This is a genomic window from Klebsiella sp. C239 (genome assembly GCF_048822715.1).
In the GTDB taxonomy this organism is placed as follows: Bacteria; Pseudomonadota; Gammaproteobacteria; order Enterobacterales; family Enterobacteriaceae; genus Klebsiella; species Klebsiella quasipneumoniae.
This window is the reverse complement of sequence record NZ_JBMEZK010000001.1, coordinates 995,681-1,021,082: the sequence shown is the minus strand read 5'-3', so window position 1 is coordinate 1,021,082 and position 25,402 is coordinate 995,681. Positions and strand designations below refer to the sequence as shown.

28 protein-coding genes and 2 pseudogenes are annotated in these 25,402 nt (G+C 55.6%); 20 read left to right on the top strand and 10 right to left on the bottom strand.

Going from position 1 to position 25,402, the window contains the following annotated elements:
- The first annotated feature begins 51 nt into the window (after window positions 1-51).
- Together ACOI6Z_RS04860 and ACOI6Z_RS04855 are read left to right on the top strand one after the other, a co-directional pair.
- Window positions 52-567 (top strand): hypothetical protein, encoded by a 516-nt coding sequence (locus ACOI6Z_RS04860; protein ID WP_048297654.1) that lies wholly within the window; start codon window positions 52-54, stop codon window positions 565-567.
- Window positions 568-574: 7 nt separating this feature from the next.
- A complete protein-coding gene (locus ACOI6Z_RS04855; protein WP_420687011.1) occupies window positions 575-1,411 on the top strand; it encodes an MBL fold metallo-hydrolase in 837 nt (278 codons plus the stop codon).
- Between the two features lie 87 nt (window positions 1,412-1,498).
- Here ACOI6Z_RS04855 and ACOI6Z_RS04850 read toward each other — a convergent pair whose 3' ends face one another.
- The gene (locus ACOI6Z_RS04850) at window positions 1,499-1,648 is read right to left on the bottom strand and encodes a hypothetical protein (protein ID WP_023289961.1); all 150 of its coding nucleotides are present in this window, start codon (window positions 1,646-1,648) and stop codon (window positions 1,499-1,501) included.
- Between the two features lie 401 nt (window positions 1,649-2,049).
- On the opposite strand from ACOI6Z_RS04850, the gene ACOI6Z_RS04845 reads away from it, so the two are divergent.
- The 4 genes from ACOI6Z_RS04845 to ACOI6Z_RS04830 all read left to right on the top strand — a co-directional run bounded on the left by ACOI6Z_RS04845 (window position 2,050) and on the right by ACOI6Z_RS04830 (window position 4,709).
- A complete protein-coding gene (locus tag ACOI6Z_RS04845) occupies window positions 2,050-2,484 on the top strand; it encodes a winged helix-turn-helix domain-containing protein (protein WP_023289962.1) in 435 nt (144 codons plus the stop codon).
- Between the two features lie 45 nt (window positions 2,485-2,529).
- Window positions 2,530-3,246 (top strand): hypothetical protein, encoded by a 717-nt coding sequence (locus ACOI6Z_RS04840; RefSeq protein ID WP_065812553.1) that lies wholly within the window; start codon window positions 2,530-2,532, stop codon window positions 3,244-3,246.
- Between the two features lie 84 nt (window positions 3,247-3,330).
- Complete coding sequence (locus ACOI6Z_RS04835) at window positions 3,331-3,540, top strand: YdgH/BhsA/McbA-like domain containing protein (protein WP_004202908.1); 210 nt, start codon at window positions 3,331-3,333, stop codon at window positions 3,538-3,540.
- 152 nt (window positions 3,541-3,692) lie between these two features.
- Complete coding sequence (locus ACOI6Z_RS04830; protein WP_198046917.1) at window positions 3,693-4,709, top strand: zinc-dependent alcohol dehydrogenase family protein; 1,017 nt, start codon at window positions 3,693-3,695, stop codon at window positions 4,707-4,709.
- A 47-nt stretch (window positions 4,710-4,756) separates the two neighbouring features.
- Here ACOI6Z_RS04830 and ACOI6Z_RS04825 read toward each other — a convergent pair whose 3' ends face one another.
- Window positions 4,757-5,392: a carbonic anhydrase gene (locus tag ACOI6Z_RS04825; RefSeq protein ID WP_023289965.1), complete on the bottom strand. Its 636-nt coding sequence runs from the start codon at window positions 5,390-5,392 to the stop codon at window positions 4,757-4,759.
- A gap of 249 nt (window positions 5,393-5,641) precedes the next feature.
- Between ACOI6Z_RS04825 and ACOI6Z_RS04820 the strand changes: the two genes are divergently transcribed.
- Window positions 5,642-6,271 carry a LysE family translocator gene (locus ACOI6Z_RS04820; protein WP_032453132.1) on the top strand — a complete coding sequence of 210 codons (630 nt, stop codon included), beginning with the start codon at window positions 5,642-5,644 and terminating at the stop codon, window positions 6,269-6,271.
- Between the two features lie 3 nt (window positions 6,272-6,274).
- On the opposite strand, the gene ACOI6Z_RS04815 is transcribed toward ACOI6Z_RS04820, so the two are convergent.
- Window positions 6,275-7,045 carry a DeoR/GlpR family DNA-binding transcription regulator gene (locus ACOI6Z_RS04815; protein WP_032453133.1) on the bottom strand — a complete coding sequence of 257 codons (771 nt, stop codon included), beginning with the start codon at window positions 7,043-7,045 and terminating at the stop codon, window positions 6,275-6,277.
- 90 nt (window positions 7,046-7,135) lie between these two features.
- Between ACOI6Z_RS04815 and ACOI6Z_RS04810 the strand changes: the two genes are divergently transcribed.
- From ACOI6Z_RS04810 to ACOI6Z_RS04770, 9 genes are all read left to right on the top strand, one after another.
- Window positions 7,136-7,519: a VOC family protein gene (locus ACOI6Z_RS04810; RefSeq protein WP_032453134.1), complete on the top strand. Its 384-nt coding sequence runs from the start codon at window positions 7,136-7,138 to the stop codon at window positions 7,517-7,519.
- A gap of 31 nt (window positions 7,520-7,550) precedes the next feature.
- On the top strand, window positions 7,551-8,234 hold the full coding sequence (locus ACOI6Z_RS04805) for a CatA-like O-acetyltransferase, family 1 (RefSeq protein WP_044523595.1): 684 nt from the start codon (window positions 7,551-7,553) through the stop codon (window positions 8,232-8,234).
- A gap of 342 nt (window positions 8,235-8,576) precedes the next feature.
- Window positions 8,577-10,280 (top strand): ABC transporter substrate-binding protein, encoded by a 1,704-nt coding sequence (locus tag ACOI6Z_RS04800; protein WP_065812552.1) that lies wholly within the window; start codon window positions 8,577-8,579, stop codon window positions 10,278-10,280.
- Between the two features lie 44 nt (window positions 10,281-10,324).
- Window positions 10,325-11,284: an ABC transporter permease gene (locus ACOI6Z_RS04795; protein WP_008804589.1), complete on the top strand. Its 960-nt coding sequence runs from the start codon at window positions 10,325-10,327 to the stop codon at window positions 11,282-11,284.
- Entirely contained in the window at window positions 11,281-12,231 is a 951-nt protein-coding gene (gene opp4C / locus ACOI6Z_RS04790) for an oligopeptide ABC transporter permease (RefSeq protein WP_072421577.1), read from the top strand. Before ACOI6Z_RS04795 ends, opp4C begins: the two co-directional genes overlap by 4 nt.
- Complete coding sequence (locus tag ACOI6Z_RS04785) at window positions 12,228-13,208, top strand: ABC transporter ATP-binding protein (RefSeq protein WP_065812550.1); 981 nt, start codon at window positions 12,228-12,230, stop codon at window positions 13,206-13,208. The genes opp4C and ACOI6Z_RS04785 overlap by 4 nt, the downstream gene beginning before the upstream one ends.
- Entirely contained in the window at window positions 13,205-14,176 is a 972-nt protein-coding gene (locus tag ACOI6Z_RS04780; RefSeq protein WP_065812549.1) for an ABC transporter ATP-binding protein, read from the top strand. Before ACOI6Z_RS04785 ends, ACOI6Z_RS04780 begins: the two co-directional genes overlap by 4 nt.
- A 367-nt stretch (window positions 14,177-14,543) precedes the next feature.
- Window positions 14,544-15,086 (top strand): anti-virulence regulator CigR family protein, encoded by a 543-nt coding sequence (locus ACOI6Z_RS04775; protein WP_064154499.1) that lies wholly within the window; start codon window positions 14,544-14,546, stop codon window positions 15,084-15,086.
- 117 nt (window positions 15,087-15,203) lie between these two features.
- Entirely contained in the window at window positions 15,204-15,692 is a 489-nt protein-coding gene (locus ACOI6Z_RS04770) for a DinB family protein (RefSeq protein ID WP_065812548.1), read from the top strand.
- Between the two features lie 8 nt (window positions 15,693-15,700).
- On the opposite strand, the gene ACOI6Z_RS04765 is transcribed toward ACOI6Z_RS04770, so the two are convergent.
- The 3 genes and pseudogenes from ACOI6Z_RS04765 to ACOI6Z_RS04755 form a co-directional block, all read right to left on the bottom strand.
- On the bottom strand, window positions 15,701-15,838 hold the full coding sequence (locus ACOI6Z_RS04765; RefSeq protein WP_229583961.1) for a hypothetical protein: 138 nt from the start codon (window positions 15,836-15,838) through the stop codon (window positions 15,701-15,703).
- 822 nt (window positions 15,839-16,660) lie between these two features.
- A pseudogene (locus ACOI6Z_RS04760) lies at window positions 16,661-16,774 on the bottom strand (LuxR family transcriptional regulator); the annotation flags it as partial.
- Between the two features lie 159 nt (window positions 16,775-16,933).
- Complete coding sequence (locus ACOI6Z_RS04755) at window positions 16,934-18,466, bottom strand: MFS transporter (RefSeq protein WP_044523606.1); 1,533 nt, start codon at window positions 18,464-18,466, stop codon at window positions 16,934-16,936.
- A gap of 120 nt (window positions 18,467-18,586) precedes the next feature.
- On the opposite strand from ACOI6Z_RS04755, the pseudogene ACOI6Z_RS04750 reads away from it, so the two are divergent.
- The 3 genes and pseudogenes from ACOI6Z_RS04750 to ACOI6Z_RS04740 all read left to right on the top strand — a co-directional run bounded on the left by ACOI6Z_RS04750 (window position 18,587) and on the right by ACOI6Z_RS04740 (window position 22,143).
- Window positions 18,587-19,523, top strand: a pseudogene (locus ACOI6Z_RS04750) (LysR family transcriptional regulator).
- Between the two features lie 436 nt (window positions 19,524-19,959).
- Entirely contained in the window at window positions 19,960-21,105 is a 1,146-nt protein-coding gene (locus tag ACOI6Z_RS04745) for a hypothetical protein (protein ID WP_017694593.1), read from the top strand.
- A 369-nt stretch (window positions 21,106-21,474) separates the two neighbouring features.
- Window positions 21,475-22,143 carry a hypothetical protein gene (locus ACOI6Z_RS04740; RefSeq protein ID WP_224222692.1) on the top strand — a complete coding sequence of 223 codons (669 nt, stop codon included), beginning with the start codon at window positions 21,475-21,477 and terminating at the stop codon, window positions 22,141-22,143.
- A 124-nt stretch (window positions 22,144-22,267) separates the two neighbouring features.
- Here the strand turns inward: ACOI6Z_RS04740 and ACOI6Z_RS04735 are convergent, their stop codons facing one another.
- The 3 genes from ACOI6Z_RS04735 to ACOI6Z_RS04725 all read right to left on the bottom strand — a co-directional run bounded on the left by ACOI6Z_RS04735 (window position 22,268) and on the right by ACOI6Z_RS04725 (window position 23,954).
- Window positions 22,268-22,870 (bottom strand): site-specific integrase, encoded by a 603-nt coding sequence (locus tag ACOI6Z_RS04735; protein ID WP_044523623.1) that lies wholly within the window; start codon window positions 22,868-22,870, stop codon window positions 22,268-22,270.
- A 166-nt stretch (window positions 22,871-23,036) separates the two neighbouring features.
- On the bottom strand, window positions 23,037-23,372 hold the full coding sequence (locus ACOI6Z_RS04730; protein WP_139104224.1) for a hypothetical protein: 336 nt from the start codon (window positions 23,370-23,372) through the stop codon (window positions 23,037-23,039).
- 9 nt (window positions 23,373-23,381) lie between these two features.
- On the bottom strand, window positions 23,382-23,954 hold the full coding sequence (locus ACOI6Z_RS04725) for a hypothetical protein (protein WP_225319968.1): 573 nt from the start codon (window positions 23,952-23,954) through the stop codon (window positions 23,382-23,384).
- 101 nt (window positions 23,955-24,055) lie between these two features.
- Between ACOI6Z_RS04725 and ACOI6Z_RS04720 the strand changes: the two genes are divergently transcribed.
- Window positions 24,056-24,406, top strand: coding sequence for a hypothetical protein (locus ACOI6Z_RS04720; RefSeq protein ID WP_044523625.1), 351 nt, complete (start codon window positions 24,056-24,058; stop codon window positions 24,404-24,406).
- 139 nt (window positions 24,407-24,545) lie between these two features.
- On the opposite strand, the gene ACOI6Z_RS04715 is transcribed toward ACOI6Z_RS04720, so the two are convergent.
- Complete coding sequence (locus ACOI6Z_RS04715) at window positions 24,546-25,142, bottom strand: hypothetical protein (protein ID WP_044523626.1); 597 nt, start codon at window positions 25,140-25,142, stop codon at window positions 24,546-24,548.
- Window positions 25,143-25,402: the final 260 nt, after the last annotated feature.

The following is a 25,402-nucleotide window of genomic DNA, read 5'->3' as shown; positions in this document are numbered from 1 at the left end:
AAATTCACTGAAGCGCCTTATGCGCTCAATCATCTGTCTCTCGAGGTCACTATGCTCTATGTCGTCGAATGCGCCTACACCGACCCGCAAAGCGAAGCGGCGTGGAATACCTTTTACAATCTGGAAAAATTGCCGGCGCTGGTCTCAGTGCCCGGTTTTCATGCCTCCCAGCGCTTCTGCGCGCTCAGCGAGGGGTGCCCTCGCTACCTGGCGCTACACGATATCCGCGATGCCGCCGTCATCGACAGCGACGCCTATCGCCGCAACGGCGGCGGTCATTTTGCCCGCTGGCAATCGGCGATCGCCGACTGGCATCGCCACCTCTATCTCACAACTAACGCGCTGCGGGAGGTTGCTCCGGACGAGGTGCTGCTGCTGAGCGATACCGCGGAAGCCCTGCCCGTCGCTGCGCCGGTCGTCCTGCAGCCCGGCGGTCTGGCCACCCGGCATACCCGCTATGCCGCCATCGTCCCGCGTGACGACCTGCATCCCCACGCCGCCACGGCCGCCGTCTTTGTCTATCAGCCCATTACCGCCCGGTTGCGTCACCCGGCGGAGCAAGCGTGAGGTCAACATGACACCAGCTCCCTTTTATTCCCTGACAGCAGGCGACCTGACGATAAGCGCCATCAGTGATGGCCAGATGACGGCGCCGCTGACGTTACTGGCGGGGATTGCCCCTGAAGAGGCGGCGCGTCTGCAGCGCCAGGCCGGGGTAATCTCGCCGGAGATCATTGAGATCGGCGCTTACCTTATCCGCGGACGCGGGCACACGGTGCTGGTGGATACCGGCACCGGCGGGGCCAACGGCGTCGGCGGCGCGCTTATCGCCAATCTGGCGCTGCTCGGCGTCCGCCCTGAGGACATTGACACCATCCTCCTCACCCACGCGCACCCGGACCATATCGGCGGCCTGCTGACCGCCGCCGGTACACCGGCTTATCCCAACGCCAGGGTGTTCCTGCCCTCGCGGGAAAGCGCTTACTGGCTGGCGCCGTCGACACTGGACAACGCCAGCGAGCGTAGACAACGCAACGTGCTGCTCGTCCGGCGCGTAATGGCGATCTGCGCGACGCAAATTCGTGCTATCGATGAAAATGAGCGGATCGCCGGGATCCGACCATGTCCCCTGCCCGGCCATACGCCGGGGCATACCGGATATCGCCTCGAGGCGGGCGGAACGTCGCTGCTGATCTGGGGGGATATCGTCCACTTTCCCTCGATCCAGAGCGCCCGGCCAGAGGCATCGGTGGCCTTTGACGTCGATCCTGACCAGGCGCGGCGTACACGGGAAAGTCTCCTGCGCCAGGCCGCCAGCGAGCGGTGGCTCGTCGGCGGTATGCATCTTGGCCTGCCGGGATTCGCCAGCGTGGAGAATACCGCCTCAGGCTACTGCCTGCGCCCGGTGTGACCTTCACGCAGAACACCGATCACAGCAAAACCCCGGTCGTGGCATTAACGCGACCGGGGCGTGGTGTCCGGGGAAGTGGATTAGCCGTTAACCGCGGCGCTTCCAGCCTTTTTTACTTTTGCAGCTGGCGGTGGTGGCGACCCAGGGGTGACGCAGCTGGGTCAACTGAAGATCCTGAGAGGCCGGGCTGGCGGCCCAGCGTTTGTTGCACAGAGGCTTACGAGTTGCAATGACCATAAAAACGCTCCTGAAAAGTAATGAACAGTTCCCTGGGTAATTCCATAAGTTCAGAATCAGCTTATCATCACTTAAACGTTGTTATTTCAATCTTTGTTTTGCTATGTAAATGGTGATTGCCACCTGAAAGGCATAAAATTGATCTAGATCAAGGTAAATGCAATTTTTTGTTTCCACCACCTATATTTTCAACCGTTTAACTTCGCACACCGCTTGATTAAGACTTTTCCTATACCACATAATCCAACAGAATTGAGCGATTTTATCAGATTTTTATTCTAGTTATGTATGCTAATGTGGTTAATTGTTTTGATTATTCTAGCTCATAAAATTCACTTGGTCAGACCGCCGCAGGCGGGTACTCTGCACCGGCAATACGGGGATTTGTCAGGGAGTGGTGGATGACTACAGGCTATAAACTACTTGGCTATAAGTTAGCGGATAATATTTTCTACTGCCTGCATCATCGGGAAATTATCGCGTTACGTGGGACGCGAACGCAAGTTCAGCTGCGCAGCACCATGGCGTGTTTACTGGAATATTTGCTGGCGCATGGCAGAGAACGTCTGGTCAGTGATGAAGAGTTAATGATTAACGTCTGGGAGAAAAATAATCTCCGTCCGTCCGCGCAGCGATTATGGCAGGTCATTCAGACCTTAAAATCTCGCTTAAACCAGGCGGGGGTCGAAAGCGTGTTAATTATCCGCGTTAAGTGCGCAGGGTATTATATTAATCCTGCTTGCGTAGCCGAAATTTATTCCTTCAAACCGCCGGGCATGATGAATTATATAAACACCTCGCCTGCTGATATGAATAAACTTCTGGTTCGCAGCTAATCTCCTTCCCGCGCCGTTTAGATCGCTTGTAACAGGGTTTATTCTTTGAATATTTTAATTCACAGCAATAATATTTATTTTAATATCGGCCTCGCCCAGTGTTTCAGAGATATTCAGGAAACCTTGCCCGGTCTGAACATTATTCATTCACTGCCGCTCAGCCATCTGCCCGATCCGGCCGGGCTGGATGTGATTATTTTAGCGCTGGAAAACTATCACGATTATCAGGCCGCTGCTGAATTAGCCCAGCGCTATCCCGGCCTGGTGGTCGGATTTACCTCCGCCAACAACGTCAAACGCGGACGCGCCTTTTACGCGGATACCCTCCTGTGGGTCAGCCAGCGGGAAAGCGTTCAGGAGATCCGCCGCCTTCTGCTCCGTCTGGCAGATCGCAGCCGCCCTTTCGCGCCGCGCCATCAGCGTCAGAGTCGCTCCTCCCGTCTGCGAGCCCCACTCAATGACCTGGAGATGCAGATGATCCGTGGCGTGGTCGGCGGACAGTCGACTAATCAGATGGCAGACACGCTGGGCGTCAATCGCAAGCGGGTTTACAACGGACTGGAGCGGATCAAAAGTAATTTTCGCCTCGTCAGCCATACCCATTTTCATCATTTTATGACCGCAGAGGCCACGTTTAGCCGCCTCTGTGCCGATCTGAGTTGCTATAGACCAGGGCTACGGCCAGCCCGGCAACGACGTGCTGCATCGCGACCGGCCGAAAATCATTCATATTATTTGAATGAGTTTCGCAAATTGTTTTGATTTTAACCGCCAGGCTTTGCGCGTATTCTTTATCACATCAGGGCGACAAGCCCTATATCAGACACCAGATTAAGGAATATGACCATGAAATCCATCAAAACTTTCGTTGCTGTTGCTGCACTGTCGCTGTTCTCTTCCGTCAGCTTCGCCCAGAGCGTCAGCGCCACCGCTTCCACCCTGGACCGTGCAGAAGCTAAAATCGCCGCCCAGGCCGCTGAGCAGGGTGCGTCCTATAAAATCACCAGCGCCCAGTTTAATAATCGCGTTCATATGACGGCTGAGCTGAGCAAATAATCTCTTCCCTCTTTCGCGATTAAAAAAGCGCCGTCAAAAACGGCGCTTTTTTTTCGCCTCTTTCTCCGGGCAGTGATTTCCTGACCGACGCGCTGTGGCGTTCAGCCGATGACGGGCCAATACTTAGCGCATCCCCTGGAAAAGAGAGCCCCATGATGAAAGCCTGGATCGTCAACAAACCCGGTTCGCTGGACAATCTGCAGCTTGTCGATCTTGCCGACCCCGGCGCGCCGGCGGCAGGCGAGATCCGCGTAGCGCTACACGCCACCTCCCTGAACTATCACGATTTGCTGGTAGCGACGGGGGTGATTCCCACTGCCGATCGGCGGATCCTGATGGCTGACGGCGCGGGGGTGGTCGAAGCGGTTGGCGCCGGGGTCAGCGAGTTTCAGCCAGGCGACCGGGTGGTCGCTGGCTTTTTCCCGCAGTGGCTGGATGGCCGTCCGGGCCCGCAGGTGAAGGACTTCAGCCAGACGCCGGGCGACGGCGCCGAGGGGTTCGCCTGCCAGTATGTAGTCAGACCGGCCAGTCATTTTACCCATGCGCCTGACGGATGGAGCTTCAGGGAGGCGGCGACGATCACCACCTCCGGCCTCACCGCCTGGCGCGCGCTGGTGGTGGAGGGGCGGCTAAAAGCGGGCGATACGGTGCTGACGCTCGGCACCGGCGGCGTGTCGATAACCGCCCTGCAGCTGGCGAAAAGCATGGGCGCGCAGGTCATCGTCACCTCCTCATCCGATGAAAAGCTCGCCCGCGCGCGCGCCCTGGGGGCTGACCATCTCATCAATTACCGCACCACCCCGGCCTGGGGCGCTACGGTGCAGGACATCACCGGTCATCGCGGGGCCGATATTATCCTGGAGCTCGGCGGACCGGGCACCCTGGGCCAGTCGTTCGAGGCCGTCAGTGTTGGCGGACACATCGCGCTGATCGGCGTCCTGACTGGCTTCGAAGGTCATGTGCCCACCCATCTGCTGATGAGTAAACAGGCCCGACTGCAGGGGCTGGTGGTGGGTCATCGCCGGCAACAACAGGACTACGTCAACGCGCTGAACCTGCAGGCGTCGCGGCCGGTCATCGATAAAGTGTTTGATTTTGCGGCCTTACCAGACGCCTTCCGCTATCTGCAAAGCGGCGCCCATTTCGGCAAAATTTGCGTGGAGTGGTAGTGGTGAGGAGATGAGATGAACAGGGCCTCCATGCCCTGGGAACGGCTTTATTCGAAAAAGACGTCCGGATTTTCTGACAGCGAAACAAAGGATTTGGTGTTTTTATCCAGCGCCTGAATCTCGCCGCTTTCAATGTCATAGAACCAGCCGTGCAGGCGCAGGGTCTGGTCGCGAAGACCGACCGCCACTGACGGATGGGTTTTGATGTTGTTCAGCTGAGCGATGACGTTTTCCTGCACCATGCCGTTGACCTTATCGGTTTCGCTGGCCCAGGTTTTCTTTTCCACCACCGCTTTCGCAGCATCAGCGTAGCGCAGCCAGTGAGACACCGCCGGCATCGGCTCCAGGCACTGGCAGGTGGCGATCGCTTTCATCGCCCCGCAGTTAGAGTGGCCGCAGATTACGATATCCGTCACGCCCAGCGCAACCACGGCATACTCAATGGTCGCGGATACACCGCCCGGCTCCGGCCCGAAAGACGGCACGATATTCCCGGCATTACGAATAACAAAGAGCTGTCCCGGCTCCTGCTGGGTAACCAGTTCAGGCACCAGACGGCTGTCAGAGCAGGAGATGAAAAGCGCTTTGGGATTCTGGCTGGAGGCCAGGCTGCGGAAGAGCTCTTTACGCTGGGGGAAGATCTCTTTCTGGAAGTTGAGGAAGCCCTCAATGATATGTTGCATAGCAGTGTCTCTTCTCTGTAGTTATTACGGTATGACAAAGATCACAGTTATTCAGTTTACCATCGCTGACAGGAATGGGAATCGTTATTCAAACAGTTGCGCAGAAAACGCGCGCCGCGGATGCCCGTTCAGCCTCGCCTTTTCCACAGGGTTTTCACGTGCTTTCCTGAGCCAGTTTGTTACTCTGTTTGCTCGTACCGTCCCCACGTTGCCGACCGCCTGCCGGCGGCGGACATACCAGGAGTTGCTATGTTCTTATCCAGCCTGATGGCCCTTGCCGCGGTGCTGATCATGGGGGTGATCAGTCCCGGCCCGAGCTTTATTTTTGTCGCGCGCAATGCGGTCGCCCGCTCGCGTCTGCACGGTCTGGTGACCGCCCTGGGCACCGGCGCCGGCGCCGCCATTTTTTCTATTATGGCGATGCTGGGCCTGCAGAAGGTGCTCACCGCGGTGCCGGAGCTGTTTATTGGCTTGAAAGTAGCGGGCGGGCTCTACCTGCTATGGTTGGGCTATAAGATTTTCCGCGGTTCGGCGCAGCCGATGGATTTTTCCGCCAGCGGCATGGACGGCAACCGTTCGTTGCTGAAGACTTTCCGCGACGGGCTGTATACTCAGTTGAGCAATCCCAAAACCGCGCTGGTGTTTGCCTCGATTTTTACCGCCGTGCTGCCGGCGCAGATCCCCACCGCCTTCTATTACATCGTGCCGCTGATGAGTTTCCTGATTGACGTCAGTTGGTATTCGCTGGTGGCGCTGGTGCTCTCCGCTGATCGTCCGCGTCGGGTCTACCTGCGGCTGAAGCGGCGAATCGATATCGCCACCGCGACGGTGCTGGGGGCGCTGGGACTACGGCTTATCGCCACCTCCCTCACCCGCTAGCGGCTACACGGTATGGATGCGAATATCGTGTTGCTGAAAGGCAACGCGATATTCGCGACTGATGTTCTCCTCCACCACCAGCACATCGATATCGCTGCTCGCGGCCACCACGAATCGCGCCACCGCCGGAATTTTATCCGAGGTCAGGCCGATGATAATTTCGCTGCACTGCTTAATCACCGCTTTCTTAAACTCACAGTCGGCATAGTCAAAGCCGGTCAGGCCCGACTCTGGCGCCATGGCGCAGCCGCCGATAAACCCCTGGTCGAATAACATTCCCTGCACCTGAGCCACCGCCGCGGCCCCAACGCAGCCCCCGCTCGCCCGCTGCACCTGGCCGCCGAGCATCACCACCTCGTAGAGCGGCTTTTTCACCAGTACCGCGGCGATCTCCGGAGAGTTCGTTACCACCGTCAGCGCCAGCTCGGCGGGCAGCGCCTCGGCCATCGCCAGATTGGTGGTGCCGGTATCAATGAAAAGGATGCCGCCGGGTTTCACCAGCCGGGCGCACTGCTGCGCGATCCTGAGTTTTGTTGCTCGGTTTTTATCTTTCCGTTCACTGTAATCTCCCGCTTCCGGCAGGCTCAACACCGCCCCGCCGTAGACTTTTTTACAGACGCCTTCGCGGCTAAGCTCATGCAGATCGCGGCGGATGGTGTGCTCAGACACCTGAAGACGCGCCGCCAGCTCCGCACACACCACCCTGCCGTTTTCCTGCAGGATCTGGCAAATCAGCGCTTGTCGCTGTTGAGGAAAAGCAGCATAATCGAGCAAAGAAACTCCTTAAATCATCATAAACGAGCAACAGCAAGCATGATCGTCTGCCCTGCCGTGATTGTCAATGTTCCTGCCCGGAGGTTTACCATGAAAATTGCCCATTTCGCCCTGTGGACCCAACGGCTTGAGGCTCAGGCCCGCTTCTGGGTCGAGTTCTTTGCCGCCAGCATCAATGAAAAATACCTCAGCCAGACCAATCCCGGCTTTGCCTCCTATTTTGTCACCATCGACGACGAGGTGGTGATCGAGCTGATGACCAAGCCTGGCCTGCAGCAGGCCAGCGCCGATAATAACCATACCGGCTGGGCGCACCTGGCCCTCTCGGTGGGCGGCGCAGAACAGGTCGATGCCCTTGCCCAGCGCGCCGGCGCGGCGGGAATACTGGTTTCACCGCCGCGCACCACCGGCGACGGCTATTATGAGGCGGTGATCGCCGATCCCGATGGCAACCTGATTGAAATCGTCGCATAGTCAGCAGACCGCCAGCCATAAGGAGGCATCCATGGCACATTACCGGATCATCGACACCGCGGCCTGGCCCCGCCGGGACCATTTCACCTTTTACCGACAATTTGCCAACCCCAGCTTTAATCTCTGCGTTCCGATAGAGGCGCAGCGCCTGTACGAATGTGCGAAGGACCGTCGGGTCTCGTTTTTTCAGCTCGCGCTCTATGCCCTGCTGCGCGCGGCTAACGGGGTACCGCAGCTCCGACAGCGCATGCGCAATGGCGAGGTGATTGAATATGACAGTCTGGCGGTCATGACGCCGGTGATGACCGTCGAGGAGGGCTTCCGCCAGGTATGGTGCGACAACGCTCCCGAGTTCACCACCTTCAGCGCCGCGGCAACGCCAAAGATCGTCGCGGCAAGAGAGACATCGCCTGCGCCGCTCATCGTCGATGGCGAACATTTTATCTGCGCCAGCTGTCTGCCGTGGCTCCACTTCACCTCGATGACCCATGCGGAATACGCGGTGGGCGCCGCGGTTCCGGCGCTCACCTGGGGGAAACTGCAGAACGGCATGATCCCGGTGGCCGGGCGATTTAACCATGCCTTCGTCGACGGTCTCCACGCCAGCCGCTTTTATGCCCTCATCGAAGAGGGGTTTCGCGACCCCGAGCGGCTCTGGCAGCCGCTAGCCGCAACCGCCCCCTCACTGCTTCCCCCTGCGGCGAAGGAGCGTTAACGTCTGCCCGGAACCGACCGTCACGGTGCCTTACGCCGTACACGGCGGTCGGTACGGGTCCACTCTCATCGTTCTCGCCCAGCCGGCGAATACCGCGCAGGTGTGACGCCTGTTCAGAACCTCGCGATGGAAAGGCTGGGTCGCGGACAGCATGTTGCCTCCCTCATCGCACAGCGGAACCCACTGTTTTATAGCCATAGAATGGGATTATATTGCCGAACCTTTGCTAAGGATAATTGGTTATAAATCATACCGTTTCAGTGTTAGACAGGGCGAAGTGCGCCTCTTATCTTTCGTCATGAATTGTAAATCACCACGCAATCACTTGATGAGGTAGCACTTTTGTCCAGATTACAACAAGGATTAAAAACCAGAAAAACCCGTTTTGCCCTGGCGCTAAAAGTGGCCCTGCTCGGCGGCGTGGTAGCATTTTCTTCTGCCGTCTTTGCTGAGGGTCTTCTGAAAGAAGGCATCACCCCGGCCGCCGACGCCAGTCAGATCCCGGCCAGCGCTAAGTTGCGCAAAGACACGGTAGTGGCCGGGATCGCCGAGCCGCAGGGGATCTTCAACCCCTACTTTTTCGTCAACGGCTGGGATGAAAACGTCACTAACGTCATTTTTTCACGCCTGATCGACTGGGACAGCCAGGGCAAGCTGGTCCCGGGGCTGGCGGAGAGCTGGACGGTCAGCCCGGACAATAAAGTCTATACCATCAAATTGCGCCCTGGCCTGACCTTCAGCGACGGTTCACCGCTGACGGCGGAAGATGTCGCCTTTACCCTGACGGTCCTGCTCGACCCCAAATATGATGGCGATACCGACATCACTCTGGCCAATATCGCCGGCGGCGCAGAATACAAAGCCGGCAAGGCTGACCGCGTCAGCGGTCTGAAGGTCATCGACCCGCTCACCCTGCAGGTGACCACCACCCAGCCAGGCGCCACCACGCTGGCCAAAATTGGCGGGCCGGTGTTGTCGAAAGCCTGGTACGGCAAAGGATATCAGCGGGGAAATCTCGACTATCTGCGCTCACTGCACGGCAAGCCGCTGGGCAACGGCCCTTACGTGTACGATACCTATATTCCCGGTCAGGAAATTCGCTTCCATGCCAATAGCCACTTTTACCGTGGGACGCCGCCAACGCCGCGTTTTATCTATCGCGTAACCAATCCGTCGACCAACTTCCAGCTGTTCCAGACCGGGGAGACCGACTACGACGCCTTTACCTCACGTCCTGACGATATCGAACAGCTGAAGATGCTCGGCTTCGCCAACATTAACCTTTACGGCTCCAGCGACTACAGCCAGGTGGAATTCAACGTTCATCGCCCGGCGCTGCAGGATAAGCGGGTGCGCCAGGCGCTGATTTACGGCCTGGACCGGCAAAAGCTGATCGACGTGGTCTATCAGGGGTACGGCAAAGTCGCCATCGAGCCGATCGCTCCTATCTCCTGGGCCTTTAACGCAGAGGGCGTCAATCCTTACCCTTACGATCCGGCGCAGGCGAAAAAGCTGCTGGATGAGGCCGGCTGGAAAGCTGGCGCCGACGGTATCCGCGTCAAAGAGGGCCAGCGTCTGGAGCTGACCCTGCTGGTGAGCAAGAAGGTGCTCAACGATGCGTTGATCCCCATCGCCAAAGAGAACTGGCGGCAGATCGGCGTGCTGCTTAAGCCGCAGGTGGTGGATTTCAACGCCCTGATGGCGCAGCGCAAAGCCGGAAATTACGATCTGGCCTCGTTCAGCACCAGCACCCTCAACGACCCGCACGATGGGGTATGGGATTTCTACAGCAGCGAAGCGAAAGCGTCCGGCTACCACAACGCGGAGGTCGATAAACTGATTAACGCCGGCAACGCGGTGCTCGACATCGAACAGCGCAAGCCGATCTATCACCAGCTGTACAAAGTGCTGGCCGACGATCCGCCGGTGATCCTGCTCGGCTATCGCAACATTCTTTCCGCCAGCAGCGCCCGCGTCACCGGCTTTAAACCGGATATCTACAACGGCCTGACCGGCAGCCTGCCGGATGTGAAAATCGTCAAGTAAATCCCCTGGCCGCCGGGTTAACCGGCGGCTGATGCGAGATCGTCATGAAAAATTTCATCCTGAGGCGCCTGCTGCAAACGCTGCCGATGCTGCTGCTGGCCTCGTTCATTATTTTTATGCTGTTTGCCAAAACCCCCGGCGACTTTATCGATGGCAATATCACCCTGACCGCCGCCCGCGCCGCGGAGCTGAAGGCGATCTATGGCCTCGACCAGCCGCTGTTCACCCGCTATCTCCACTGGCTGGGACAGCTGCTGCGCGGCGATTTAGGCTTTTCGCTGCAGTATCAGATCCCGGTCAGCCAGCTGCTCAACCAGTACATCTGGAACTCTTTTCTGCTGGCCAGCGTCGCGCTGGTCTTTTACTGGGGCATTGGCCTGGCGGTCGGCGTGGTGTCAGCCCTGCGACCCGGCTCCTGGTTTGATCATCTGGTGAGCGTCGCGGTGTTTGCCGCCATGTCGTTCCCCACCTTTTTCCTCTGCCTGCTGCTGATTAAATGGTTTGCCGTCGATCTCCACTGGCTGCCGGTAGGCGGGATGACCAATACCGGCAGCGACGAGAGCGGCTGGCAGTATGTGCTGCAGGTGGCGGCCCACCTGGCACTGCCGGTGCTGGCGCTGGTGATGCTGCAGGCGGGCAGCCTGACGCGCTATGTGCGCGCCAGTATGCTCGACGTGGTGAAAATGGATTTTATCCGTACCGCCCGCGCCAAGGGGTTGCAGGAGCGCACGGTGATCCTCAAACATGCGCTGCGCAACGCCCTGCTGCCGATCATCACCCTGCTGGGCTTCGAGCTGCCGGGGCTGTTCTCCGGGGCGATCATTACCGAAAAGGTATTCAACTGGCCGGGGGCGGGCCACATCCATATCGACTCGCTGGCCGCCCGCGACTATCCGGTGCTGATGGGGTTCACCCTGTTTCTGGCGGTGCTGACGATCGTCGGTAATTTGCTCGCCGACGTGCTGTACGCCTGGGCCGATCCGCGTATTCGGGTGAGGTCATGATGATCCTGTCTTACTTTGCTTCCCGTCGTCGCCAGCGGCAGGCGGCTATCCCGGCGCTGGCGCACATTACCCCCTCTCCCTGGCGCCAGGGGTGGCGACAGCTGCGTCGTAACCGGCTGGCCATGTTCTGCCTGATCCTGCTGGCGGTCATGGCGGTGTGGTGCGCGCTGGGGCCCGTCTGGTCGCCGTGGAAAGAAGATGCCACCGACGCCCTGAGCATCAACCAACCGCCCGGTGCCGAACACTGGCTGGGGACCGATTTCCTCGGCCGTGATGTTTACACCCGCCTGCTGCTGGCCGGGCGCATCTCGCTGATTATCGGCCTGCTGACCATGGTGATGTCGGTATTCCTGGGCTATCTGCTCGGCGCCCTCTCGGGGTATGTCGGCGGGTTAACCGACAGAGTGATCATGCGCGTGGCCGACCTGGTGATGACCATCCCCGGATTGCCGCTGTTGATCGTCGCCGGGGCGATGCTTTCCGAGCTCGATTTTTCTCCGGACTCGCGCATCTATATGGTGGTGGTGATGCTCAGCCTCCTGGAGTGGCCCCGACTGGCGCGGCTGGTGCGCGGACAATGTCTCTCCCTGCGCGAACGCGATTTTATGCTGGCCACCCAGGTGCTGGGCCTGTCGGCGCGTCGCCGGCTGTTTGGCCACCTGCTGCCGAATACCATTCCGATTCTGGTGGTGATGGCGACCATGGCTGTCGCCAACGCCATCCTCAGCGAATCCGCGCTGAGCTATCTCGGCCTCGGCGTGGTGCCGCCGACGCCGTCGTGGGGCAATATGATGGACGCCGCCAATAGCCTGATCGATTTCCAGCGCCGTCCCTGGCTGTGGATGCCGCCAGGGATCGCCATCTTTATCACCGTGATCGCCATTAACGTGCTGGGCGATGGCCTGCGCGACGCCATGGATCCCAATATGAAACCGAGGCTGAAATGAGCATACCGTTAGTCTCCTTTAATCATCTCTCCGTCTCTTTCGCTGGCGAACGCCATCGCGTGCGCGCGGTGCAGGACGTCTCTTTCACGATTCAGGCCGGGCAAACCGTTGGCGTGGTGGGCGAGTCCGGCTGCGGCAAAAGCGTCACCGCGATGGCGCTGATGGGCCTCCTGCCGCCGCAGACCGCGCGCATCGACGGCGGCGAGATCCGTTTCGCGGACCGCGATCTGCTGCGGCTAAAAGCCAGACAGATGGCCGACCTGCGCGGCCACCAGCTGGCAATGATCTTTCAGGAACCGATGTCGGCCCTGAACCCGGTGTTGACCATCGGAGAGCAACTGTGCGAACCAGCGATCCGCCACCTCGGCGCCTCGCCGAAAGCCGCCTGGCAGCAGGCTACCCGGCTGCTCAACGAGGTCGGCCTGGCGCGCGGCGACAGCCTGATGGTCAGCTATCCCCACCAGCTTTCCGGCGGCATGCTGCAGCGGGTGATGATCGCCATGGCGCTGAGCTGTCAGCCCAAACTGCTGATCGCCGACGAACCCACCACCGCGCTTGACGTGACCGTGCAGGCGCAGATCCTGCGCCTGCTGCGGGACCGGGCGCGGGCCAGCCAGATGGCGATGATGCTGATTACCCACGACCTGGGGGTGATCGCGCAGATGGCCGAACAGGTAGTGGTGATGTATGCCGGACGGATTGTGGAACAAGGCGCCACCGCGGAGGTATTACGCCATCCGCAGCACCCTTATACGCGTGGGCTCATCGCCTCCCGCCCGGTGCCGGGCGAGCGGCGTCGGCGGCTGTACTCGATTCCCGGGCAGGTGCCGGATCTGGCCGCCCTGCCGACGGGCTGCGCCTTTGCCGGGCGCTGCGAGCGGGCGACGGCGCGCTGCCGGGAGGCGATTCCACCGCTGCTCGGCGAGCGCCAGCGGGCCGCCTGCTTTTACAGTGAATTTGCGGAGGCGACAGCATGAGCGAACGCTATGTTATTGAAGTGGATGGATTGAAAAAATATTTTCCGCTGCGCGACGGCCTGTTTGGCCAACAGACCGGCGAGCTTCGCGCGGTGGACGGCGTCAGCTTTAACATCCGTCCGGGCACCATTTTTGGCCTGGTGGGCGAGTCCGGCAGCGGGAAAACCACCGTCGGCCGAACCCTGCTTGGCCTGTACGAGAAGAGCGCCGGCAGCGTGAAATTTCACGGTCAGGAGCTGGCCGACCTGACCGCGCCAGCCCTGCGCGCCATTCGGCCGAGGATGCAGCTGGTATTTCAGGATCCCTACAGCTCGCTGAACCCGCGGCTGCGCATTGGCGAGGCGATAGGCGAAGCTATGCTGCAGCACAAGCTCTGCGCCCGCGATGAGCTGTATGACCGGGTGATCGACGTGATGAAGATCTGCGGCCTGGCGCCGGAACACTACGCCCGCTTCCCGCATCAGTTTTCCGGCGGCCAGCGCCAGCGGATCGGTATTGCCCGGGCGCTGATCCTCAACCCGGATTTTATCGTCGCCGATGAGCCCATCTCGGCCCTCGATGTGTCCATTCAGGCGCAGATCATCAATTTGTTTTCCGACCTGCGCGACGACCGCGGCGTCACGTTTCTGTTTATCTCCCACGACCTCGGGGTGGTGGAGCATCTATGTGACGATGTGGCGGTGATGTATCTCGGGCAACTGGTGGAAAGCGCCAGCCGCGATGCGCTGTTCAGCCGCCCCCTCCACCCTTACACCCGCGCGCTTCTGGCCGCGGTGCCGACCCTCGACCCGCACAGCGAACCGCAGGCGCTGGTGCAAGGCGAGATCCCGGATCCGGTCAATCCTCCCGCCGGCTGCCGTTTTTCATCCCGTTGCCCGCAGGTCGGCGAGCGGTGCCGCAGAGAAGCGCCGGCGCTGCGCGAGGTGGCCCCTGGCCATCGGGTCGCCTGCCATTGGATCGCGTCCTGAGCGCGGTCGGCGTGGTTATTTATTTCTAAACAAGCGGCCGATTGTGCGCAGCGGCGCCAGGATTTACTATCCGCTCCGTCTTGTGAGACGCGTTATGAATGAAGCGTAATATTTTTATTCATTTTTGCCCGATGGCTTCGGGCATTTTTTTGCGACACGCCCGGGAGCGATCCTGCCGGCGACACATTTAGCGGGGCGCGGTCGCCCGTCTGTCAAAACGCAGCAATGGAACTGCTCGTCCGCGCCCCGCTATCCTTTTGTGACCTTCCCGTGAAAACCCGGCAAAAAATAAGACTATATGAGATTGCCTGGGGCATAGCTTTATCTTATTTTTTATGCGTGTACTCCACATTAAGGAATCAAGATCATGCTTAAGCGTCGCACTATTAAAACAGCACTGGCGGCGGTTATTTCTCTCGCCGTCATGGCGGCTCCGGCCTATGCCAACCCGGGTAACGGCAATGGCAATGGCGGCGGCGGTGGTAATCACGGGAACAGTGGTAACCATGGCAATAGCGGCAATCATGGTAACAGCGGTAACAGCGGTAACAGCGGCGACCATGGCAATAAAGGACAAAATAAAGGTCAGTCCAATGACGATCATGGCAACCGCAAAAACTACGGCAAGCCCGACCACGTCGACAGCGATATTAGCTTCTCGCGGGCGCGCTCCCTTGCCGTGAACTACGGTCTGGTCGGCTATCAGGCGCTGCCTCCGGGTATCGCCAAAAATGTCGCCCGCGGCAAACCGTTACCTCCGGGTATCGCGAAAAAGACCCTGCCCGCTTCTATGATTAACGACCTGCCCTATTATCCGGGCTATGAATGGCGCGCGGTCGGCGATGACCTGGTGCTGGTCGCCCTGAGCACCGCCATCGTTACCGCCGTGATTAACGGTGTGTTTGACTAAATCACCTGCTGATTAAAAAGCCTCGCCCCGGCGAGGCTTTTTTGTGCCTGGCGCGGGAGAGTGACAACTCGCAGGCATCATCGCTAAGATAATGGCTCAACCAACCCGGGACCGACAATGGACAAAGACACCGTAGTGACGCTGTTGAAATACAAGCGCTGGATTGACCTTGCCACCTTGCAGGCGATCCGCGCGATAGACGGTACAGTACATGGCGAAAAGCGTCACCTGACCCTCAGGCTAATGAACCATATCCATGTCGTTGACATGATTTTCCGGGCGAATCTGCGCGGCAAGACGCACGGTTACACCGCGCTGAATACCCCCGGGACGCCAACCGTTGATGAGCTGGAAACGGCCATGACCGCCTGTACGGACGAATACATTCAGTACGTCAGCGCCATGACGCCCGCCGATTTCCACGAACGTATCGCCTTCAAATTTGTCGACGGCGGCGACGGCAATATGACCGCGATGGAGATGCTCAACCACATGCTCTTTCACGGCGCCTATCACCGCGGCGCGGTAGGCTGGATGATTGGCGAATGCGGCGGCGTGCCGCCGAAAGAGATGCTGACCGTTTTCCTGCGCGACCATCATTCCTGAGCAAGCTGTCAGCCGTGGATCGCGCGGATGATCAGCAATAGTTCTGCCTGATTACGGGTGTGGGTTTTCCGGTACAGGGCGCTGAGGTGGGTTCTGATGGTGGCGATAGATACGCCCAGATGTAAGGCGCACTCATCCGGCGTCATGCCCCGCACCAGCAGCTCCGCCACTGCGTTCTCGGCAGGCTTGACGTTAAACAGCTCCATCACGGCGCTGCCGGTGAGAAACGGCTCGGGAATAATCACGCAGGCCACCCCGGCAAGGCGGGCCGCCGGGATCACCAGGATCGGTTTCGGCTGGCGCCCGGCGGTATAGCACAGCCCTGCCCTTGGCGGCTCTGCCGTTCGGGTGGCCTGCTCGATAGCCCGTTTCAGTTTTTTGCTGTCGGTATCAAGGCACAGCGTATCGCCCCCGCTGTACCAGGAGAGGCGGGCGTTGGCGCGCAGGTAGCGTTCGGCATGCGCGCTGGCGTAGAGAATGTTACCGTCATGATCCACCAGCCATACCGGGTAGATCCCGTTGTCCATCACCGCGCTCTGGTATTTTATGGTGTCCCGCAGCTGTTCAAACCGAGCGTGTAGCTGGCAGGCGGTTTTCAGCGCCGGGATCACGCGCCTGAACAGCTCAAACTGCGCCGGCTGCGGATAAGCTGCCGTATTGGCCGTCATCAGTGACAGATAGGTGGCATAGCCATTGAGGGTGCACAGCTTGACGCTGGTAAGATTATTCAGATCGTTGGGGTGATGAAACTCATTGTAATAGACGCTGCCGGCAATAAACTTATCGCCTAAATACTCGCGGTCCCGGTACATCTGCCCGACCGGTAACGCGGTCAGTATTTTTTCGGCGGGATCGATGGCCAGAAACACGTCGCGATAGGCGGTGAAAACCTTCTCCTCCAGCAGGAATGAATCAGTCAACAGGTGCGCGTTGCCTTTATCGTAGAACAGAAATGCCGCGTACTGATGGCCGGTGAGGAACGCCAGTTTCTGCAGCGCCGATTTCCACAAATCAGGATCCAGGGTGGCCATCAGCACCGTTTCAAGGATCTCGATGTAAATCAGTTCCGGATCGCTCGCCATACCGCCACCTGTGAGTCACTGTTTCCGCTGCCGGAGCGGCGCATGTGGCCGCCCTAATCAGCATAGTTCCGCCAGCGAAACAATGACAGTCCCGGTTCGCTGAGCAGACCGGAAAAGACGATTGCCGGGAGCGTGACGCCAATGCACCGTCATGGGGGTTCAGGATCCGCTGTGGCGGGTCTGGATAGCGCCCCCCTTGCGGCATAGCGTCCGCCAGACCATCAGGGCGCACAGCAGGGTGACGACCGCCAGCCCGCTAAACAGTACCGTATAAGCAGTGTCATAGCTCTCGCGCAGCGCCCGAAGGGAAAAGTCAGGCAAAAGCGCAGCCGCCTGCGGCACATTACCAGCCCCCAGCCAGCCTGCGGCGCGGTGAATCACCTCGGGCGCATACCCATGAACGCGACTCTGCAGAGTCAGGTTATTGCTTGCCGTTAATACCGCGGTGACGACCGCCAGGGCGATCCCCTCGCCGGCAACGCGAACGGTGTTGAACAGGCCTGCCGCCATACCGGCTTTGGCGACCGGCACTGCGGATATCGCCAGGCCATCCATCAATCCCCAGGGAAGCGCCGCCCCCGCCCCGCACAGGATCAGCGCCAGCACCAGCTGCGGGAGGTGGTGGCTGTGAAAAGCATCGCCCAGCAACAGCAACCCGACGGAGGCAATCATCAGCCCCCCCGTGGCCACCTGCCCCGGTGAAAACCAGCGGGTGAGCAGGGCCGCAACGGATGGGAAAATCAGCATCGGCGCGGTCAGCGCCATCAGATACAGCGCGCTCTGCGACTCACTCATCCCCTCTCCGCCCATAAAATGCAGTGGAACAATAATCAGCAGGACAACGTAGCAACAGCAGGTGGCGACAGGCAGCAACAGTACGCCGACAAAACGCGGATGGCGCAGCAGGGCGAGTTCCAGCACCGGGTTGTTCACTCTTCGGCAGCGCACGGCAAACGCAACGAACAGCCCCCCCGATACGATGAACAAGGCCAGCGTGGTCAGCGATAAAAAACCGCGGGCCGGAATGACCATCAGCGAGGCAGTGAACAGCATCAGGGCCAGCGTAAACAGGGTTAAGCCGAGATTGTCGGGTGTCCGCGGCTCGCTTTTTTCTGCCGCGGGCAGATACGCCAGACCGATAAGCAGAACCATCGCCGAGAGCAGCGCAAACAGGGCGTATACGCCGCGCCAGCCCACCGCGTCGGTCATGAAGCCGATCAGCAGCGGACCGAACGCCAGGCCGGCGCCGAACACCGTGCCCAGGATGCTGAATGCCCGCGTCCGCTGAGCGCCGTCATACAACTGGGCCAGCGCCGCACTGCCGCTGGCTAAAATCATCGCCGCGGCCAGACCTTGCAGAGCCCTCAGCGCGCCTGACAGGAAGAGATCGTCCGTCAGGCAAAACAGCAGACTGCTCAGGCAAAACAGCGCGGCGCCGGCGAGAAAGATGCGTTTTCTGTCAATGGCATCCGCCGTCACGCCAGCGGCCAGCAAAAAGCTGCCGAAGGTCAGCATAAAGCCATTGGTCAGCCACGACAGCGCAGCGGGAGAGCCGCCCAGCGACTGCTGTATCGCCGGAGTGGTCATGACGCCGCCGGTAAAACTTAACGGCAGCAGCATGGCCGCCATAAAGACAGAAAGCGCGGCCAGGGCGCTGGCGGATCGGGAATGTGTTCTGGCGGTGAATAACATCAGGCGGCCCTCATCAGTCGGCAAGGAAGGAATGAATAAACTGTCGCCATCCTATTGCGGATGTTAATGCCGATAAATAGACTGAAAATATCTTCTTAAGAGACATAAGGTTTATAATCGATGGACAGTCTCACCTCGCTAACGTCCTTTGTCCGCACCGCCGAAACGCTAAGCTTTGTTCAGGCCGCCAGGCTGCTGGGCATTTCAGCCTCGGCGGTGGGTAAGAATGTCGCCCGGCTTGAGCATAAGCTGGGGGTCCGGCTGTTTAACCGCAGCACCAGAAACGTCAGCCTGACGGCGGAGGGGGCCGCGTTTCTAACCCGCTGCCAGAGTATCCTGGAGCAGATCCAGGAGGCCGAGTCTGAGCTGACGAGCAGTCTCTCACAGCCCTCCGGCAAATTGAGAATTTCACTGCCTGTCATCGGCTACCGCCTGCTGCTCCCTGCCCTCACCGCCTTTAGCCGTCTTTATCCGCAGGTTGAACTGGATCTCGATTTTAGTGACCGGCTGGTCAATCTGATCGATGAGGGATTTGATATCGCTATCCGCAGCGGTGAACTAGCGGACTCCCGCTTGATCGCCAGAAAGCTGGGGGGTTTTCGTTTTGTGCTCTGCGCCAGCCCGGCATATCTGGCGGAATACGGCGTTCCCGGCTCGCCAGCGGAATTGGCGGCGCACAAGTGCATTTTTTTTCGCTTCCCTTCGGCGGGGCTGATCCAGCCCTGGGAACTGCGCGATATGAGGCTGACGGGGGATTTCAGGGCCGCTTCCGTGATGAGGGTCAATAACATTGAGGCTGCCATTCGATTAAGCGCGGCGGGGATGGGTATCGCCTATGTCCCTGATTTTGTTGTGCTTGAGGCCATCAATGAGGGACACCTGCAGGAGGTGTTGCCCGGCTGTTGCGTCAAAGATGGGCATTTCTTTGTCCTGTGGCCTGCCAGCCGCTATCTGTCGCCGCGAATACGCTGTTTTATCGATTTTATGGCTGCGGCAGAGATACCCTTGTCGCCCGCATCGACAAACCCCGTCCCTTATGTCTAACAATTTGTGGTGATTAGCTACCCCCACTGAAGCAGAGTGAGCCGCCCCCTTCCCTTAAGGTCAGTAAAGTCAGCACCGCTGAACCTTGATTCGCAGCACATGGCCCTCTGCTTCACCTTTCACGCCAGCACATCAGCTTGAACGGTTACCGGGAGCTCGACTCCGTATATCCAAGGCGAACAGGTGTGGAGTAAATCCGAGTTCTTCGTTTCATGACAACGTCCCCCCTTGATTAAGGAAAGCGCTGCATCGACCGATTGAACTCACAGAACGAATCGGACGTACTGGGTAAGTTTAAAGTCTGCTGCGAGCGAGGAGCGGAAGTTGGAATGCATACTTAAATCGAGCAATTTTGAGTTATGGGGGGGCGGGTCAACCTACTGAATTGTTTTTGCCTATGATAACGGTCACAATCAACCTCTAAGTGTGCTGATTTGAAAGTGATTTCCATGAAGATGACCAAGGCAGATTTTGGTGTAACTATTGACGATACTTTAATAACTGATTTTCGCGATGTGGTTAATGAAGGGGAGTTTGCTTACAGCTACTTCATAAACAGAAATGGTAAAAACCAGTTCAGCCCTATCTGTTCGTGCATGGATTGGATAAGCGTTTCTGTTCGCAATCTGATGAACTTCCCTGAGCTGTCGGAAGATATTGATGTCAAGGCCATGCAGGTTTACTCCCTTATATCATCTATTGATATTGCTGTGGAGGCGTTGCAGCAGCTTCACCGCATCATTGAGAGTGATCATAAGTTAGCGAGGTGGCCTTTCAAGAAATCAGCGAATGTCTTTAAGAATAAAACGCCCTATCTTTCACATGAGGATGATGACGCATACTTTAAGAGTATTCGTGCTATCTTTGGTGCTCACCCTACAAATCTTAAAAATAGTGATGGTGAACGACTGTTTGCAAGCTGGCCTCATTTTCATGCTTTCAATGAAAATGATTTCACTATAAGCCTTTACAACAACACGCCAGGGAAAGATGATGTTATTTTCGGCATTAAGTTCGATGAACTAATTACATATATTGAAGATAGGTATAAATATCTAACAAGCCTAAAGGGTTCTGTAATAGCAATACGTATAAAACATTACAGCACCCTATCCAAACAGATTATACCGTCTACTGATAACATTCATGCTGAGTTAAAGTTGCTTCTTTCAGAAGTTGCGGTGCGAGGTGATAATGATTATTACCGAATGGAAGTGGAAGAGTTAATAAAGCTGTTCGAGGGGAATGTTAAAGAGGCACATCTCAAGGATGAAGTTGACGTATTTTTAAGTAAACTACATCCAATTGCAGTAGAGATTAGATATAATCTTCAGGAAATGAAAATTGAGGATTTAGCAACTAAGCATGGCGTGATGATTTCAACGCTTCCGAAAAATGCCCTGCATTACGTTCTTCAGAAAATGTTTGCTTGGCTCCACTCTGATAGATATGACCCAATGGGTGGCTTTTACTTGGACAAGTTAAATGAATATTCAGGCGGGCGATACAATTTTTGTTCTGAGGATGATGACAGTACAACACTATTGAAGCTCCGGATGATGTTGCATTGGTATCATCAACAAAAAGAGGCTTAGCCACGAAAACAAGCAATACAGTTGGAAGTTCGTGTGACCTATGTGCTAGGTATTCTGAGACGACAGTGTGACCTGCTCCCTGTTGATTAACATAGGCTGACACTAGCAACGTCCTCTACTGGCACAGAGCGGACCGCTCCAAGAGTATGATGTCCGCTGTGAGCGAGAAGTGGACATCAGCCTAATTAGCACAACTGGACCGTTCTTTGCATCTCTAAATGTGTATGGTTTGGTTAAGCGGTATAATTAGAGTAGATACTCATCATCCCATATGGTGCCCATCTTCTTCAATGCTGCTTATACTAGTATAGGGCCTCGCTAAATGCCCTGACTTACTGATATGATACATTCTCCATATAGGAGGTATTTATGACTTGGCTCGGCATTCCATTCCCATCAAGCAATTCAAATTTTTTAGATTCAGGTATTTTAACACTAGGTAAATTACCAACTATAGTTGTGGATTCTGGGTTTGGTTGGGATAGCGTTTTTGCAAGTACTCTAGGTGCTATTATTGGCGCAGCTATTCCCGCAGCAATCTCATATTACGCAATTTCGAATAGTGCAAAAACCATGAAAACTGATCGCGATGAGCATGCTAAATATGCCCGAGAGCAACTCAGAGCACAACTTGTCTCATCAAGCAGACAAAATTGGATCAATGAACTAAGAGATAATGCAGCTAGATATATATCAGTGGCTAACAAATTAAATAATTTACAAATACTTATAACAAATGAATTTAGAAAGCACGATCAAAAAGATGATTATTATTATCGTCAGATTCGAATGGATGCCACAAATATTAAAGGTGATCTAACTTTCCTTAAAGCAAAAATTGAAATGTTACTCAACCCTCTTGAAAATGAGTCTATTGAAGTGATCACCGCATTAAATGATTACACTGAAATTTCCAATGACTTTAAACCTGGTGATGATCATGATTTTGATAAGATAATGGAGATTATTAAAAACATAAAAGACAACATTAAATTAATTAGCAAGGCTGAGTGGGTAAAAACAAAAGAATTCAAGTAAGAAGTATGGATATAAAACGATCTTTACTAGATGTTTTATATCTTTTACCTGACTCAATGTTGGCGATCGTTGCGTTAAAAACGTCCGTTTCTGGCACAGGGCTGCTGTTGCAGCCCTGACAACCTTAGACTTCGATCGATTCAGAGATCTCTAATGCATCATCGACTTCAATGCCCAGATAACGGACTGTGCTTTCCAGTTTCTTATGGCCCAACAGAAGTTGGATCACCCGGAGATTCTTGGTTTTCTTGTAGATTAGGTAAGGTTTTGTTCTTCTCATGGAATGTGTGCTATATAGCGAATCATCGAGACCAAGCTTTTCTACCCACCCATGAAAAATTCGGTTGTATTGCCGGGTTGATATGGGCTGGTTAGTTCCGACTCGAGACCGAAACAAGAAGTCTTTACTATGCAAATTGCCATGCTTTATCAATGCAGCAACAGCTTCTCTTGCCCCTTTGGTTATCTCAAATTGCACAGGGCTACCGGTTTTCTGTTGCAACACCGTAGCTCTGCTTGAAACAGAGCTACCATATGCAACATCAGATACTTTGAGTTTGACCAGATCGCAGCCTCGTAGCTTACTGTCCAGGGCCATATTGAAAAGAGCCAAATCGCGCGTTTTACCTTCTAGTTCAAGCCGGATTCGGATCCCCCAGATATGAGATATCTGAAGTGGTCTTTTTTGGCCGATGATACGGTCTTTGTTCCACGGTGACGTGTTCATACTCAAATCTCCTGCAATGTGGGAGATTTGAGTATGGTTGTCCCTTATGAGCGAGGAGCGGAAATTAACATACCTTCGAAAGTGGCCAAATTTAGCTATCCACTACACAGAATAAGAAAAGGTATCTTCTAGCATAAATGCCCGTAACCGATAAGGTACCGGGCTATTACGAAACCTTATTTCTAAGCCATAGTGCCAGCCCGGTGTCCAGTATGAGTTCTGCAAGCCTCGTGGGCCCAATCATAGTGACGCCTTCAGCACGGAGATCCTCACTCAATGTCCCTTGGTGCCAGACAAAGAACATCCGATCATAGCTGTCACTGGTCTGGAACCGTGACAGATAGTCAGAGAATACAGACTGCTCAGCAACAGACTTCACTTGCACATATGCCCGTTCTCCGGTGGTGGGCAGTTCAAGCTCAATATCGACAGTCTTCTGTGTCCTGCCAAGGCTCCCGGTTCTTCTCCATCCGCTGGCGGAGAAAATCAGATCTACGAGCAACTCAAAGTCCTACCAGGTAAGCAAACTACACAGCCTGGTAATAGCCTTCAGGTACTGAGCTTTAGCAATATCAGCGCTGATGATTTCCGGCGATTGCTCATCATTGATTTTTCGCAGGGCGTAATCGGCCAAACGCACATCGCAGATGGTCCCCCGGTAATTCTGTGTAGCGAGTAAAGCACCGCTCAGGACGCTGTGGGATAGAAGGTTCCCGGCCAGACTATGGCTGTGCCATCCGCTCACCGTGGGGCGGGTCCTACTGCCATCATCCAGTTCGGTGATCTCTCCGGAAGGCTGGCACCAATGCAATAACCCCTGGCTGAACGTAATGAAGAGTATATCGGGGGTGGCGGTGTAAAACGTCCTTATCTGTCTGACATCACTGGTGGCAGTGGACTGGTTATTTTTCCTTTCTTCTAACCAGACTTTATTCACATCCTCCCACTTTCCCTCAAGGCACATCTGATGGGGCGTTTTGTGGTACCCAAACTTAATAATGCCAGATGTCAGGCACTCATGTTCCCATTCGTCTCCCTCTCCCAGCTTGATATATTTAACCGCAGTCGCCTGGATCTTTTCCAAAATGCAATCACTCCACTAAACAAATTTCCTAACTGAATGTTCTTACTTTACCTCTGGACAGGGTGTAAAGGCGCGCATTTCCTTTACCGGGATAAATCAGCGTGGCGCCAGATAGTGGTGACAATACGCGTCATAAAGAGCTAATAGGACGTACAGTAAACGGAATTCCCGTACCGGGTGCAGTTGGTCTGCACAGGTCCTTTCAAGACATCATTGAGAGACTGGGTCTGGCGTTCCTGTTGCTCCTGCTGGCGCTGTTGGTCGACGCTGGCCAGCGCCTGATTCTGCCTGTAAATATCAGCACTCAGTTGATTACAATCTCCTTTTGTCATCGGTTTATTCGTAAACGTTTTGACAGCCTGTTGGTAACGTTGCTGATATTTCGCGCTATCTTAGTTCCACACGTCCAAGTATTTTCCGATAAAACTTTTCCTGTCCCAGCTATCTGGTAATCCATAAGGTCGTTATTTAAAAAAAACGTCAATGCCGCCCGCCATGCCCGCCACAAAATTATATTGACTGTCATCCATTTCTGATTTGGGAATGGCACACGAGCAAAGAAAAAATGGCATTACACCCGAAGGTACTTTTTTATTTCCCAAACATTCCACCATTTTCATCAAATATCTCCAACAGTTCATGAACTCTCATGACTTCATCAAGAATAGGTTGAACATTATGTCTTTCCCCCAATACTTGATAAATTCCATCATTTAGATAGTAGGCTCTGAAGATGTGATGCGGCACATCTGTTTCTTCTGGCTTGTTCAAGATTAGACTTGGGAAGATATTTCCTACAATTCCACCTTCAAGATACATATCCAGTCGTTCATCAAAGTGCTCTATTGCATTTCTAAGTTTCTTATCATGCAAAGGGCTGCTTTCTGTCACATCAAAAATTTGCCTCAGAAACTCAGCACGGTTCTTATGTAAAATCTTCTCACCTTTTCCACCAATCATTGATGGAAAGAAGTACCGAGCTATAGCAGCACTATGATTGATGAAGTTTTGTAGACAGTCTAGAAGCTCATCTTTCCGATCTTGTGGCCCTAGCTTCCCTTCACTGATCGCTTGGATGTACTTAGATGCTCTATCCACGGCCTGTAGAGCCGATGTTGTATTGAACAACATCGATTGGATATAGAAGACTTGGTGCGGAGGCCATATTGATGGCTCATTTTTATCCATTATCTATCCTTTGCTAGATTGCAGTGGCATACCGATTTTGACTACATTAGCAGAAGTGTGGAATATCCGCTCTTGGCACAGAGCAGACGTTAACACCTACAGCATCAGGAAGCTTCTGAATGCCGCATCAGCGGCATGGAGGCGCCAGACAAGGTTACATATGTCTGTAGAATGAAATGGCGCCGAAAGCCCGGCGTAGCTGGTTACGGGTTCATAAACTCTGCCTGTCTTCCCCCTGCCCTGGTTAGCCTTAACCCGCT

Coding starts and splice junctions, on each gene's coding strand:
- ACOI6Z_RS04860 (WP_048297654.1), top strand. CDS start 52: ATGCTCTATGTCGTCGAATGCGCCTACACCGACCCGCAAAGCGAAGCG.
- ACOI6Z_RS04855 (WP_420687011.1), top strand. CDS start 575: ATGACACCAGCTCCCTTTTATTCCCTGACAGCAGGCGACCTGACGATA.
- ACOI6Z_RS04850 (WP_023289961.1), bottom strand. CDS start 1,648: ATGGTCATTGCAACTCGTAAGCCTCTGTGCAACAAACGCTGGGCCGCC.
- ACOI6Z_RS04845 (WP_023289962.1), top strand. CDS start 2,050: ATGACTACAGGCTATAAACTACTTGGCTATAAGTTAGCGGATAATATT.
- ACOI6Z_RS04835 (WP_004202908.1), top strand. CDS start 3,331: ATGAAATCCATCAAAACTTTCGTTGCTGTTGCTGCACTGTCGCTGTTC.
- ACOI6Z_RS04830 (WP_198046917.1), top strand. CDS start 3,693: ATGATGAAAGCCTGGATCGTCAACAAACCCGGTTCGCTGGACAATCTG.
- ACOI6Z_RS04825 (WP_023289965.1), bottom strand. CDS start 5,392: ATGCAACATATCATTGAGGGCTTCCTCAACTTCCAGAAAGAGATCTTC.
- ACOI6Z_RS04820 (WP_032453132.1), top strand. CDS start 5,642: ATGTTCTTATCCAGCCTGATGGCCCTTGCCGCGGTGCTGATCATGGGG.
- ACOI6Z_RS04810 (WP_032453134.1), top strand. CDS start 7,136: ATGAAAATTGCCCATTTCGCCCTGTGGACCCAACGGCTTGAGGCTCAG.
- ACOI6Z_RS04805 (WP_044523595.1), top strand. CDS start 7,551: ATGGCACATTACCGGATCATCGACACCGCGGCCTGGCCCCGCCGGGAC.
- ACOI6Z_RS04795 (WP_008804589.1), top strand. CDS start 10,325: ATGAAAAATTTCATCCTGAGGCGCCTGCTGCAAACGCTGCCGATGCTG.
- opp4C (WP_072421577.1), top strand. CDS start 11,281: ATGATGATCCTGTCTTACTTTGCTTCCCGTCGTCGCCAGCGGCAGGCG.
- ACOI6Z_RS04785 (WP_065812550.1), top strand. CDS start 12,228: ATGAGCATACCGTTAGTCTCCTTTAATCATCTCTCCGTCTCTTTCGCT.
- ACOI6Z_RS04780 (WP_065812549.1), top strand. CDS start 13,205: ATGAGCGAACGCTATGTTATTGAAGTGGATGGATTGAAAAAATATTTT.
- ACOI6Z_RS04775 (WP_064154499.1), top strand. CDS start 14,544: ATGCTTAAGCGTCGCACTATTAAAACAGCACTGGCGGCGGTTATTTCT.
- ACOI6Z_RS04770 (WP_065812548.1), top strand. CDS start 15,204: ATGGACAAAGACACCGTAGTGACGCTGTTGAAATACAAGCGCTGGATT.
- ACOI6Z_RS04765 (WP_229583961.1), bottom strand. CDS start 15,838: ATGACGCCGGATGAGTGCGCCTTACATCTGGGCGTATCTATCGCCACC.
- ACOI6Z_RS04755 (WP_044523606.1), bottom strand. CDS start 18,466: ATGTTATTCACCGCCAGAACACATTCCCGATCCGCCAGCGCCCTGGCC.
- ACOI6Z_RS04745 (WP_017694593.1), top strand. CDS start 19,960: ATGAAGATGACCAAGGCAGATTTTGGTGTAACTATTGACGATACTTTA.
- ACOI6Z_RS04740 (WP_224222692.1), top strand. CDS start 21,475: ATGACTTGGCTCGGCATTCCATTCCCATCAAGCAATTCAAATTTTTTA.
- ACOI6Z_RS04735 (WP_044523623.1), bottom strand. CDS start 22,870: ATGAACACGTCACCGTGGAACAAAGACCGTATCATCGGCCAAAAAAGA.
- ACOI6Z_RS04715 (WP_044523626.1), bottom strand. CDS start 25,142: ATGGATAAAAATGAGCCATCAATATGGCCTCCGCACCAAGTCTTCTAT.